Source organism: Mycobacterium sp. BMJ-28, assembly GCF_054404835.1.
Genome location: NZ_CM136783.1, coordinates 6,353,856 through 6,368,750, shown reverse-complemented (window position 1 = coordinate 6,368,750; position 14,895 = coordinate 6,353,856). Strand labels below are relative to the sequence as shown.

Below are 14,895 nucleotides of genomic sequence, written 5' to 3'. Positions count from 1 at the left end.
CGGCTCAACCCGACCCGAAGTCTGACCCATCACCCGCTGGTGCAGGTGATGCTGGCCTGGCAGAACCTGCCGGGCACGGGTAACACCCCGGCCGCCGGCCTGGCGCTGGGCGACCTGCAGGTCACCCCGCTGCCGGTGGACACCAAGACCGCCCGCATGGACCTGACCTTCTCACTCGGCGAATGCTGGACCGCCGACGGTGAACTCGCCGGTATCGCGGGCACCGTCGAGTACCGCACCGATGTGTTCGACGCCGCCACCATCGAAACGCTCACCGGCCGCCTGCAGCGGATGCTGACCGCCCTGGCGGCGGACCCGGCCCGGACGCTGTCGTCGGTGCAGGTGCTCGACGACGCCGAGCGTGCGCACCTGGACCTGATCGGGAACCGGGCGGCCCTGGCCGACGGTGGCCCGGACGCGTCGATTCCGGAACTGTTCGCCGCCACCGTGCAGCGCACCCCGGACGCGCCTGCGCTCACCTACCAGGGGCACTCGCTGACCTACCGCGAACTCGGCGAGGCGGCCGACCGGCTGGCGCACGTGCTCACCGGGTGCGGCGCCCGACCGGGACAGTCGGTGGCGCTGCTCCTTCCGCGCTCGGCCGATGCCATCGTGGCCATCCTGGCGGTGCTCAAGTCCGGCGCGGCTTATCTGCCGATCGACCCGGCGCTGCCGGCCGCGCGGATCGAGTTCGTGCTCGCCGACGCGGAGCCGGTCGCCGTCATCGCGACCGCGGCCACCGCGGGTCTGCTGGAGAACTCCGCCATCCCGGTCATCGATGTCGCAGGCACGGGTGTGGACGCGCCGCCCGGTGCGCCGCTGACCCCGCCTGCCGCCGCTGACCTGGCCTATCTGATCTACACCTCGGGCACCACCGGTGTGCCCAAAGGCGTTGCGGTGACGCACCGCAACGTCGTCGCCCTGCTGACCGCGCCGGACTCGGGGCTGCCGGCCACCGGCGTGTGGTCGCAGTGGCATTCGCTGGCATTCGACGTCTCGGTCTGGGAGATCTTCGGTGCGCTGCTGCGCGGCGGCCGGCTGGTCGTGGTGCCCGAATCGGCGGCCCGCGCCCCGGAAGACCTGCACGCGCTGCTGGTCGACGAGGGGGTCACGGTGCTCAGCCAGACCCCGTCGGCGGCCGCGGCGCTGTCGCCCGCCGGGCTCGACGACGTCACGCTGGTGGTCGCCGGTGAGGCTTGCCCGGCCGAACTGGTGCAACGGTGGGCCGGCCGTGCGCGCGGCGCGATGATCAACGCCTACGGTCCCACCGAGGCCACCGTCTACGCGGGCGTCAGCGCGCCGCTGACCCCGGAGCCGGGCGTGGTGCCCATCGGCAGGCCGGTGCCCGGAGCGTCAATGTTCGTGCTGGACAACATGTTACGTCCGGTCCCGGTCGGCGTGGTCGGTGAGCTGTATGTGGCCGGTGCCGGGGTGGCGGCCGGGTATGTGCGCCGCGGCGGGTTGACCGCGTCCCGCTTCGTGGCCTGCCCGTTCGGCTGGGCTGGGGCCCGGATGTACCGCACCGGGGACCTGGTGCGCTGGCGCGCCGACGGGCAGCTGGACTACCTGGGCCGCGTCGACGAGCAGGTCAAGATCCGCGGGTACCGCATCGAACTCGGTGAGGTGCGTACCGCCCTGGCCGCGGTGGACGGTGTGCGGCAGGCGGCCGTGGTGGCCCGTGAGGACCGGCCGGGGGACAAGCGTCTGGTCGGCTACGTCACCGGTGCGGTGGACCCCGCCCTGGTCCGCATCGCGTTGGCGGACCGGTTGCCGGCCTACATGATTCCGGCCGCGTTGGTACCGGTGCCGGAGTTGCCACTGACGCCCAACGGCAAGCTCGACACCCGCGCGCTGCCGGCGCCCGACTATGCCGCAGGGGAATACCGGGCCCCCGGTACCGCGGTCGAGGAGACCCTGGCCGGGATCTTCGCCGACGTGCTCGGTGTGGACCGCGTCGGGATCGACGATTCCTTCTTCGATCTCGGCGGCGACAGCATCTCCTCGATGCAGGTGGTGACGCGGGCCCGGGCGGCCGGGCTGACCTGCCGCACGCGCGACATCTTCGTCGAACAGACGGTGGCCCGGCTGGCCAGGGTCGCCGAGACGACCGGTCGCGGGGCACAATCCGATGACGACGCGGTCGGCCCGGTGGCGCCCACCCCGATCATCCGGTGGCTGGCCGAGGTGCCGGGTCCGGTGGACCAGTTCAACCAGACGATGTTGATACAGGCCCCGGCCGGGGTCACCGAAGGCGATGTCGCGGTGGTGCTGCAGGCCCTGCTGGATCGCCACGCCACGCTGCGACTGCGGGCGCAGGACGGTGCGCTGGCGGTGCCCGAACCGGGAGCGGTGGATGCCAGGGACTGCCTACAGACCGTCGACGAGCTGTCCGAGGAGGCGGTCGCGGCGGCGCGGTCGCGGTTGAACCCCGCGGCCGGCACGATGCTGCGCGCGGTGTGGGCGAGGTGCACCGGCCGGCTGGCGGTCATCGTGCATCACCTCGCCGTCGACGCGGTATCCTGGCGAATCCTGTTGGAGGACATAAACATCGCGTGGGGTCAGCACCACGTCGGGCAGCCGGTGGTGCTACCCGCCGGAGGGACGTCGTTCCAGCGGTGGGCGACCCTGCTCGGCGAGCAGGCCCGGCACCCGGAGGTCGTCGGCCTCGCCGCGGACTGGCAGCGCGTCGCCGACACCCCGGCCGCGCTGCCCGCGCTGCGGCCCGGGGTCGACACGTTCGCCAACGCCGGTCATCTGTCGGCGCAACTGGATGCCGAGACCACCGCCACGCTCCTGAGCGAGGTGCCCGCCGCGTTCCACGCCGGGATCAATGACATCCTGTTGATCGCCTTCGCCATGGCCGCAGCGGAATTCACCGCCGCGGGCGAGGCATTGGTCGGCATCGACGTCGAAGGACACGGCCGTCACGAAGAGCTGGGCGGCGATATCGACCTGTCGCGCACGGTCGGATGGTTCACCACCAAATATCCGGTGGCGCTGTCGGTGGGCGAGCTGTCCTGGGCGCAGGTGATCGCCGGTGATGCCGCACTGGGTGCCGCGGTCAAGGACGCCAAGGAACAACTGCGTGCCCTTCCGGACCCGTTGACCTACGGCCTGCTGCGCTACCTGAACCCCGACAGTGGGCTGGCCGCACCGGATCCCGCGATCGGGTTCAACTACCTGGGCCGCCAAGCCGGTACCGGCCAACTGTCCGAAGACCTCTGGCGGATGGGGCAGGACGGGGACCTCGCCCGCGCCGCCGCCGCCACGGACATGCCGCTGATGCACACCCTGGATCTGAACGCCGGCACCGTCGACACCGCCGACGGCCCTGCGCTGCATGCGAATTGGACGTGGGCGCCGTCGGCACTCGACCGGGACCAGGTCGCCCGGCTGAGCCGGCTGTGGTTCGACGCCCTGACCGGTATCTGCGCCCACGTGCGCGACGGCGGGGGCGGGCTGACCCCGTCGGACATCCGCCCCGCAAGCCTGACCCAGCACCAGATCGACGAACTGCAGCGCATTCACCGGGTGGCCGACGTGCTGCCGCTGACCCCCGTACAGCAGGGTCTGCTGTTCCATGCCCACACCGGCGCGGGCGCCGACGACCTGTACGCCGGGCAGCTGGACATCGGCGTGACCGGGCGGCTGGACGAGGGACGGCTGCGCGACGCCGTGCACACGGTGCTCACCCGGCATCCGAATCTGGTGGCCCACTTCCATCAGCGGTTCGGCGAACCGGTCCAGGTCATCCCGGCCGACCCCGCGCTGTCCTGGCGGTATGAGCATGCCGACGGCGATGAGCAGATCGCCCGGATCTGCGCCGACGAACGCGCCGCGGTCTGCGACCTGGCCGGCCGGCCCGCCTTCCGGGCGGCGCTGATCAACGTCGGGCCGGACCGCTACCGGTTCGTGCTGACCAATCACCACATCGTGCTCGACGGGTGGTCGATGCCGATCCTGCTGGGCGAGATCTTCGCCGGCTACCACGGACACCGGCTGCCCGTGACGACACCGTATCGGCAGTACGTCAGTTGGCTGGCCGGCCGGGACCGCGATGCGGCGCGCGCGGCCTGGGCCCGGCTGTTCGACGGCTTCGACACCCCCACCTTGATCGCCGCGCCGAACGGACCGCGGACCGCGGCCGAACCCCGCCGCAGCGCCGTCGAAACCTTCACGCTCCCGGCCGAAGTCGGGCACGCGGTCGGTGAGCTCGCCAGGGCCCGGCACACCACCGCCAACGTCGTGCTCCAGGCCGCGTACGCGCAGGTGTTGTGCTGGCTCACCGGCCGGCACGACGTGGTGTTCGGGACCACCGTCTCGGGCCGGCCCGCCGAGGTCCCCGGTGTGGACTCGATGGTCGGCCTGTTCATCAACACGCTGCCGGTGCGCGCGAACATCACCGCGAGTACCAGCACCGCAGATCTGCTCGGGCAACTGCAGACCGCGTACAACGGCACCATCGACCATCAGCATCTGGCCCTGACCGACATCCACCGGGTCACCGGCCAGGACCAACTGTTCGACACCCTGTTCGCCTATGAGAACTATCCCGTCGACGCCGCCGCGCTGTCCGGTGGCGCGGGCGGCGACGAACTCGCCATCACCGGCGTATCGACCACCGAATCCACCCACTATCCGCTGGCGATCCAGACGCAGCCCGGCCGGGAACTGAGCCTGCGCGTCGAATACGACCGCGATCTGTTCGACGCGGCAGACATCGCGGCGCTGATCGAGCGGCTGCAACGGGTGCTGGTGGCCATGACCACCGATCCGGACCGGCCGCTGTCGTCGCTGACCGCGCTGGACACCGTCGAAGACGCCCAGCTGGAACGCTGGAGCGGGCGCGCGGTGCTGGCCGAGCCGGTGGCCGGCACCTCGATTCCGGCACTGTTCGCAGCGGCCGCCGCGCGCACCCCCGACGCGGTGGCCATCACCGGCCGGGGCGCTTCGCTGACCTACCGGGAACTCGACGAGCACTCCGATCGGCTGGCGCGCCGGCTGGTCAGGTCCGGCGCCGGCCCGGGACAGACTGTGGCGCTGCTCTTCCCGCGCTCGGCCGAGGCCGTCGTGTCGATCCTGGCGGTGCTCAAGTCGGGGGCGGCCTACCTGCCGATCGACCCGGCGCTGCCGTCGGCACGCGTCGAGTTCATGCTCGGCGACACCGCGCCCGTCGCGGCCGTCACCACCGGCGAACTCGGCGAACGCCTGCACGGGCTCGGAATCGAGATCGTCGCCGTCGACCAGCCCGGCATCGAGCCATCGGAAAGTCCGCGGACCCCGCTGCCGGTCCCGGCCCCGGATGACCTGGCGCACATCATCTATACCTCCGGGACCACCGGTGTGCCCAAGGGTGTCGCGGTCACCCACCGCAACGTCACCCAACTGTTCGAAGGCCTCGAGATCGGCATCGAGCTGTCTGCGGAGCAGGTCTGGACCCAGTTCCACTCCTATGCGTTCGACTTCTCGGTGTGGGAGATCTGGGGTGCATTGCTGCACGGCGGACGCCTGGTGGTGGTACCCGACGCGGTGGTCCGGTCGGCAGAAGACTTCCACGCCTTGCTCGTCGGCGAAGGCGTGACGGTGTTCGCCCAAACCCCGTCGGCGGTGAGCATGCTGTCACCGGCGGGCTTGGAAGCGGCGACGCTGATCATCGGCGCCGAGCCCTGCCCGCCGGAACTGGTTGACCGGTGGGCCTCCCGCGGCCGGATGGTGAATGTCTACGGCCCCACCGAGACGACCATGTGGGTCAGCAAGAGCACCCCGCTGCAGCCCGGCTCCGGCGCTCCTCCGATCGGCTCGCCGGTGCCCGGCGCGGCGCTGTTCGTCCTGGACGACTGGCTGCGCCCGGTCCGTCCCGGTGTCATCGGCGAGCTCTACGTGGCCGGGCGCGGCGTGGGTGTCGGGTATTGGCACCGATCCGCCCTGACCGCAACACGATTCGTGCCCTGCCCGTTCGGCGGCGCAGGCGATCGAATGTACCGGACCGGCGACCTGGTGCGCTGGGGCGCCGACGGCCAGCTGCAGTACTTCGGCCGGGCCGACGAACAGGTGAAGATCCGCGGCTTCCGGATCGAACTCGGTGAGGTGCGTTCGGCGCTGGCCGCCCTCGACGGGGTCGAGCAGGCGGTGGTGGTCGCCCGCGAGGACCGCCCGGGTGACAAGCGGCTGGTCGGCTACATCACCGGCACCGCCGACCCGGCCGAGGCCCGGGCGGCGCTGGCCCAGCGGCTCCCCGGCTACATGGTGCCCGCCGCGGTCCTCGGGCTGGCCGCCCTGCCGGTGACGGTGAACGGCAAACTGGACACCCGCGCACTGCCCGAACCCGACTACGCGGCCCGGATGTACCGGGCCCCGGCCAACCTCACCGAAGAGATCCTGGCCGGCGTCTACGCCCAGGTGCTCGGGGTGGACCGGGTCGGCGTCGACGACTCGTTCTTCGACCTCGGCGGCGATTCGTTGTCCACGATGCGTCTGGTCGCAGCGGTGAACGCCGCACTGGACGTGGACCTTTCGGTCCGGACCGTGTTCGAGGCGCCCACCGTGGCGGCACTGGCTCCGCGTCTGGGTGAGGGCGAAGGCCGGCTGCAGCCGCTGGTGCCGGTTGCGCGGCCGGCGGTGATCCCGTTGTCCTTCGCCCAGAACCGGTTGTGGTTCATCGATCAGTTACAGGGCCCGTCACCGGTCTACAACATGGCCGCGGCGCTGCGGCTGACCGGCACCCTCCACGTCGGGGCGCTGGGCGCGGCGCTGGCCGATGTGGTGGCCCGGCACGAGAGCCTGCGCACCCTGTTCACCGCTCCCGGCGGCACGCCCGCCCAGGTGGTCGTCCCCGCCGAGCGGGCCGACTTCGGCTGGGATGTCATCGATGCGAGCGGGTGGTCACCCGGCCGACTGCATGATGCGCTGGAATCGGTGGCACTGCAGACCTTCGATCTGGAAACCGATATCCCCTTGCGGGTCAGCCTGTTCCGCCTCAGCGATGACGAGCACGTGCTGGTCGCGGTCGTGCACCACATCGCCGCCGACGGATGGTCGTTGCGGCCACTGGTCGCCGACCTCGGGGTGGCCTACGCCTGCCGCAGCGCCAACCAGGCACCGGACTGGGCCCCGCTGCCGGTGCAGTATGTCGACTACACCCTGTGGCAGCGTGCCCAATTCGGCCGGATCGAGGACACCCACAGCCGCGTCGCGGGGCAGCTGGCCTACTGGGAAGACGCGCTGGCCGGGCTTCCGGAACGCATCGACCTGCCCACCGATCGGCCCTACCCGCTGATCGCCGACATGGCCGGCGCCACGGTGACGGTGGACTGGCCGGCCGAGCTGCAGCAGCAGATCGCCGCGCTGGCGCGCGAGCACAATGCCACCAGCTTCATGGTGGTGCAGGCCGCGCTGGTCACACTGTTGGCCAAACTCAGTGCGAGTTCCGATGTGGCGGTGGGTTTCCCCATCGCGGGCCGGCGCGATCCGGCGCTGGATGACCTGGTCGGTTTCTTCGTCAACACGCTGGTGCTGCGCGCGGACCTGAGCGAGCATCCAGGTGGCGATCCGACCTTCGCACAGTTGCTGACCCAGGTGCGCGCGCGCAGTCTGGAGGCCTTCGAGCACCAGGACGTGCCGTTCGAGGTATTGGTGGAACGGCTCAACCCGGCCCGCAGCCTCACCCATCACCCACTGGTGCAGGTGATGCTGGCCTGGCAGAACTTCGCCGGGCACAACGACGCCGCGGCCGGTTCCGCGCTCAAGGGCCTCGATGTCACGTCGATACCGCTGGGCACCCAATCCGCCCGGATGGATCTGACCTTTTCGCTGTCCGAACGGTGGACCTTGACCGGCACGCCCGCGGGGATCGGTGGCGAGGTGGAGTTCCGCACCGACGTCTTCGACGCCGACACGGTCGCATCGATGGTGGCGCGGCTGCAGCGAATCCTGATGGCGATGACCGCCGACCCGCGCCGCGCGCTGTCCTCGCTGAGCCTGGTCGACGACGCCGAGCAGGGCCGCCTTGATGTGTTCGGCAATCGTGGTGTCCTCGCCCGTCCGGCCGATACCGCGATGTCGTTGCCGGAGCTGTTCGACGCCCAGGTGCTACGCACACCGGCGGCGCCCGCGCTGACCTGGCGGGGCAGCACCCTGACCTACGCCGAGCTGGCCGAGGCCGCCGACGAGCTGGCCCAGCTGCTGGCCGGCCGCGGTGCGGGCCCCGGACAGACGGTGGCACTGCTGTTGTCGCGGTCCGCGGAGGCGATCGTGTCGATCCTGGCCGTGCTCAAGACCGGGGCCGCCTACCTCCCGATCGACCCGGCGCTGCCGGCCTCGCGGGTCGAGTTCATGCTCGCCGACGCCGCACCCGTCGCCGTGCTCAGCACCGCCGATCTGGCCGGCAGGCTGGCCGGATCGGGCATCGAGGTCATCGATGTGGCCGACCCCGGCGACCCGGTCGGCGGGCCGCGCTCGACGCCCGGACCCGACGATATCGCCTACCTGATCTACACCTCGGGCACCACCGGTGTGCCCAAAGGTGTTGCCATCAACCATCGCAACGTCATCGGATTCCTGGACACGCTGCGCGCCGAGGTGCCGGACGGAGGTGTGTGGAGCCAGTGGCATTCGCTTGCGTTCGACGTCTCGGTGTGGGAGATCTTCGGGGCGTTGCTACGCGGCGGGCGACTCGTGGTGGTGCCCGAGTCGGTGGCGCGGGAACCGGAGGAGCTGCACACCCTGCTGGTCGCCGAACAGGTCGGCGTCCTCACCCAGACCCCCTCCGCGGCAATGATGTTGCCCTCGCACAGACTGGACTCCACGACGCTCGTGGTGGCCGGTGAGGCCTGCCCGGCCGAGCTGGTCGACAGGTGGGCCCCCGACCATCTGATGATCAACGCGTACGGACCCACCGAAGGCACCATCTACGCGGCGGTCAGCGCCCCGCTGTCGGCGGGCTCCGGTGTGGTGCCGATCGGGAAGCCGGTGCCCGGCGCCGGATTGTTCGTCCTGGACGAGCGGCTACGCCCGGTGCCGGTCGGTGTGGTCGGCGAGCTGTACGTGGCCGGATCCGGGGTGGCCGACGGCTACCTGCGGCGGCCCGGACTGACCGGCTCGAGGTTCGTCGCCTGCCCGTTCGGAGACCCCGGGATGCGGATGTACCGCACCGGGGACCTGGTCCGGTGGGGCCCCGACGGCCAGCTGCAGTATCTGGGCCGCGCGGACGAGCAGGTCAAGATCCGCGGCTACCGCATCGAATTGGGCGACGTGCAAACGGCTTTGGCCGGCGTGGAAGGCGTCCGGCAGGCCGCGGTGATCGCCAGGGAGGACCGCCCCGGCGACAAACGTCTGGTCGGCTACATCACCGGCACCGCCGACCCGGCCGAGGCGCGCGCGGCGCTGACCAAACACCTGCCCGGGTACATGGTGCCCGCGGCGGTGGTGGCGATACCGGCGCTGCCGTTGACCCCCAACGGCAAACTCGACAGACGAGCCCTGCCTGCACCCACCTACGGCGACGCCGATCGATACCGCGCACCCGAGGGCGCGGTGGAGGAGCTGCTTGCCGGCATCTACGCCGAGGTGCTGGGGCTCGACCGCGTCGGTGTCGACGACCCGTTCTTCGAACTCGGCGGCGACAGCATCATGTCGATGCAGGTGGTGGCCCGGGCCAGGACCGCCGGACTGATGTGCCGGCCGCGCGACATCTTCGTCGAGCAGACGGTGGCCCGGCTGGCACAGGTGGTCACCCTCGACACCGCCGAGGGGGACGGGGTTATCGACGATGGCGTCGGGCCGCTGCCGGCCACCCCCATCATCCGCTGGCTGGCCGAGGTGCCCGGGCCCGTCGACCAGTTCAACCAGACCGTGGTGGTGCAGGCGCCGGCCGGGGCCACCGCGGATGACGCGGCAATGCTGTTGCAGGCCTTGCTCGACCGGCACCCGATTCTGCGGCTGCGGGTCGGCCCCGACTGGGAGCTCACCGTGCCGGAGGCTGCGACGACCCCCGCCGCCGAGCACCTGCAGACGGTGGCCGAGCTGTCCGAAGCGGCCATCGTCGCGGCACGTTCGCGACTCGATCCGGCGGCCGGGTCGATGCTGAGCGCGGTGTGGGCCGCCCACACCGGCCAATTGGTGCTGATCGTTCACCACCTGGCGGTCGACGGGGTGTCCTGGCGAATCCTGCTGGAGGACCTCAACATCGCGTGGGCCCAGCACCGCGCCGGGCGGCCGGTGGCGTTGCCCGTCACCGGCACGTCGTTCGCCCGGTGGGCGACGGTGCTGCGCGATCACGCCGGCACGCCCGAGGTGGCGGCGCAGGCCGACGCCTGGCGCCGCGTGGCGGAGTCGGCCGCAAGTGTGGCCGCGTTCCCCGCGGTGCGGCCGGAGGTCGACACCTTCGCCCGCGCCGGGCAGTTGTCGGTATCGCTGGACGACGCCGACATCGTGCACGCACTTCTGAGTGAGGTGCCCGCGGCATTCCATACCGGGATCAACGACATCCTGTTGATCGCCTTCGCCATGGCCGCAGCGGAATTCGCCGGCGCCGGCGATGCCCCGATCGGGATCGACGTCGAAGGGCACGGCCGCCATGAAGAGCTGGGCGGCGATATCGACCTGTCCCGCACGGTCGGATGGTTCACCACCAAATACCCGGTGGCGCTGTCGGTGGGCGAGCTGTCCTGGGCGCAGGTGATCGCCGGTGACACCGTACTGGGTGCGGTGATCAAGGACGCCAAAGAGCAGCTGCGCGCCGTGCCGGACGGGCTGACCTACGGCCTGCTGCGCTACCTGAACCCCGACAGCGGGCTGGCGACACCGGATCCGGCGATCGGGTTCAACTACCTGGGCCGGCTCGGTGGCGGCGCCGAGATGCCGGGCGAACTGTGGCAGATCGCCCGCGGCGGCGCGGCCGTCACCGGTGCCAGCACCGCGGTGCCGATGCCGTTGCTGCACACCGTGGAACTCAACGCCGGTACCGTGGACACCGAGCACGGCCCGCACCTGCACGCCAACTGGACGTGGGCGCCGTCGGCGCTCGATCACGAGCAGGTCGGCCGGCTCGGCCGACTGTGGTTCGAAGCCCTGACCGGGATCTGTGCCCATGTGCGTGCCGGCGGGGGCGGCCTGACACCGTCGGATGTGGCGCCGGCCCGGGTGAGCCAGCAGCAGATCGACGAGTTGGCCGGCCGGCACCGGATCGCCGACATCCTGCCGCTGACCCCGCTGCAGCAGGGCATGCTGTTCCACGCCGCCCGGGCAGGCGGTGCCGGCGCCGGCGAGATATATGCCGTGCAACTGGATCTGACGGTGGCAGGTGCGCTGGACCCGCACCGGCTACGCGACGCCGCGCACACCGTGCTGCGCCGGCATCCGCACCTGCACGCCCGATTCAGCCAGCTCTCCGACGAACCCGTTCAGGTCATCCCGGCCGACCCAGAGCTGGTTTGGACTCACACACAGCTGCGCACCGAGGACGAGATCGCGCGGTTCTGCACGGCCGAGCGCGCCGCGGTCGGCGATCTCGCACACCAGCCGCCGTTGCGGCTCGCGCTGATCGGCACCGCCGAGCACCGGCACCGGTTGGTGCTGACCAACCACCACATCGTGATGGACGGCTGGTCGATGCCGATCCTGCTGGGCGAGATCTTCGCCGCGTACTACGGCCAGCGGCTGCCCGCCGCACCGCCGTACCGCAAGTTCATCGGCTGGCTCGCCGACCGGGATGTCGACGCCGCCCGCACGGCGTGGGCCGACGTGCTGGCCGGCCTGGACGCCCCGACCCTGGTCGGGCGACCGCACCGGATCGGCTGCGGACCCAAAGAGGTTCGTGCGTCCCGAATTTCGGCACCGACGACCCAGGCCGTGGGGGCGTTGGCGCGGTCCTCGCACACCACCACGAACGTCGTGTTGCAGGCAGCCTTCGCTCAACTGCTGGCCGGCCTGACCGGTCAGCGGGACGTCGTCTTCGGCACCGCCGTCGCCGGACGCCCCACCGACATGCCCGGCGTGGACTCGATGGTGGGACTGATGATCAACACGGTGCCGGTGCGCGCCGTGCTCACCCCGGCCACCAGCACCGCGAGCCTGCTCGAGCAGTTGCAGAACATCCACAACTCGACGCTGGAGCATCAGCACCTGGCCCTGGCCGAGATGCACCGGATCGCCGGCCAGGATCAGCTTTTCGACACGCTGTTCGCCTTCGAGAACTACCCGGTGGACACCGGCGCCCAGTCCGGTGCGGACGATATCGCCATCACCGCGTTCACCAGCCGTGAGCAGAACCACTACCCGTTGACGGTGCAGGTCGCACCCGGCCACGAATTGGGCCTTCGGATCGAATACGACACCGACGTGTTCGACGCGGCCCAGATCGACGCGCTGGCAGCACGATTCGAGCGGGTGTTGGTGGAGATGAGCACCGACCCGGCGCGGCGGCTGTCGGCGATCGATCTGCTCGACGCCGACGAGCAGTCCCGGCTCGATGCGATCACCGGCCGCGGTGCGCTGACCAACGCGACGGCCGGCGCACTGTCGATCCTGGACCTGTTCGGCCATCAGCTTGGCCGGAGCCCGGACGCGGTGGCGATCACCTGCCCGCCGGCGGACGGCCGAGCCGGGCAGTCGATGACCTACGCCGAGCTCGACGAGGCGGCCGATCGGCTGGCGCATCTGCTCGGCGGATACGGTGCCGAGCCGGGAGAGGCTGTGGCGCTGTTGTTCTCGCGCTCGGCGGCGGCGATCGTGTCGATCCTGGCGGTGCTCAAGACGGGGGCGGCGTACCTGCCGATCGACCCCACCCTGCCCGCGGACCGCATCGCCGTCATGCTGGCCGATATCGGACCGGTGGCGGTGTTGACGGCGGGCGAACACGCGCCGCGCGTCGCAGGGTCCGGCATTGCGGTGCTGGACCTCGACGAAACCGCGCTGGATGCCGTGCCCCGGGCCACGCTGCCCGGGCCGGCGCCCGAGGACATCGCCTACATCATCTACACGTCGGGAACCACGGGCGTGCCCAAGGGTGTGGCGATCACGCACCGCAACGTGACCGAACGATTCGGTTCACTGGACGCCGGCCTGCCTCCCGGGCAGGTGTGGACCCAAGGGCACTCTTACGCGTTCGACTTCTCGGTGTGGGAGATCTGGGGCGCGCTGTGCTACGGCGGCCGGCTGCTGATCGTGCCGGAATCGGTGGCGGCCGCGCCGGATGCACTGCACGCCCTGCTGGTCGCCGAGCACGCCACGGTGATCACCCAAACACCTTCGGCGGCAGGGGAGTTGACGCCGGACGGGCTGGAATCGGCGGCGTTGCTGGTGGGCGGTGAAACCTGCCCTCCCGAGTTGGTGCGGCGCTGGGCACCCACTCACCTGATGATCAACGCCTACGGCCCGACCGAGGCCACCATCTACGCGTCGATGTCCGCGCCGCTGGCGCCGGGAGTCGACACCGTGCCGATCGGGTCGCCGGTGCCCGGCACCGCGCTGTTCGTGCTCGATCCCTGGTTGCGGCCGGTGCCACCCGGCGTGGTCGGTGAACTGTATGTGGCCGGTACCGGCGTGGGCGTCGGGTATGTGCACCGATCCGGTCTGACCGCCGAGCGCTTCGTGGCCTGCCCGTTCGGCGGTGCCGGCGCGCGGATGTACCGCACCGGGGATCTGGTGCGCTGGCGCGCCGACGGCCAGCTGGACTATCTGGGCCGCGCCGATGAGCAGGTCAAGATTCGCGGCTACCGCATCGAATTGGGCGATGTGCGGGCGGCTTTGGCCGGCCTTCCGGGTATCCGGCAGGCGGCCGTGATCGCGCGCGAGGACCGTGCGGGAGACCGGCGGCTGGTCGGCTACGTCACCGGTACGGCGGATCCGGGCGCGGTGCGCGCCCAGCTCGCCGACCGGTTGCCTGCGCACATGATCCCGGCCGCGGTGGTGGTGCTACCCGAGCTGCCCGTCACGGCCAACGGCAAGCTCGATATCCGGGCGCTGCCGGCGCCCGAATATCGTGCGGGCGAGTACCGGGCCCCGGCCGACCCCACCGAACAGGCGCTGGCCGACATCTACGGGCGAGTGCTGGGTGTCGACCGGGTGGGCGCCGACGAATCCTTCTTCGACCTCGGCGGCGACAGCATCTCGGCGATGCGTCTGGTCGCGGCGATCAAGGCGGGCCTGGCCGCCGACGTGTCGGTGTCCAGCGTGTTCGAAGCACCCACCGTGCAGGAGCTGGGGGACCGGCTGCGCGCCGGCACCGCCGCCGACCGGGAGATCGCGCCGATCCAGATGCTCAAGGCCGGCAACGGGACTCCGGTGTTCTGCCTGCACGCGGTGAGCGGCATCAGCTGGCCCTACCAGATTCTCGGCAGTCACCTCGACGGCCCCATCATCGGCATCCAGCAGGATTCGCGCCGCACACCGGGTTCGATCGCCGAGATGGCCGCGCACTACGCCGACCGCATCCAGGACACCGCTGCGGCCGGTCCCTACCACCTGCTGGGCTGGTCCTTCGGCGGCGTGCTGGCGCACGCGGTGGCGGTCGAGTTGCGGCGCCGCGGCGCCGTCGTCGGTCGGTTGGTCCTGCTCGACGCGGAGCCCGCCCTGCGCGACCCGGCCAGCCGCTCGGTGGACCGGGCCGAGCTGGACCGGCTCCCGGGATTCGAGGGGCTGCTGGACCAGATGGTGCGCAACTTCGAGACGAATGTCCGGGTGTACGGCACACACCGAGCCGGTGTCTTCGACGGCGACGCGGTGATCTTCGCCGCCGCACGTGACGACAGTGGCCGCGCCGCCGACCTGGCGGGCCGGTGGCGGGCACACATCACCGGCAATATCGACGTGCACCCGGTGGACTGCACCCATGAAGCGATGCTGACCGCCGAGGCGCTGACCGGATTCGCCGACCGACTCGGCCGTGAGACGATGTGA

General features: G+C 71.1%; 1 protein-coding gene (cut by a window edge). It reads left to right on the top strand.

The window, feature by feature from the left end:
* Nucleotides 1-14,895, top strand: partial view of a non-ribosomal peptide synthase/polyketide synthase gene (locus ACXPWS_RS31335; RefSeq protein ID WP_458710378.1) — the 3' portion only. It extends 16,155 nt beyond the left edge of the window; the window shows 14,895 of its 31,050 coding nt (coding positions 16,156-31,050); its start codon lies off the left edge, out of view; its stop codon occupies nucleotides 14,893-14,895.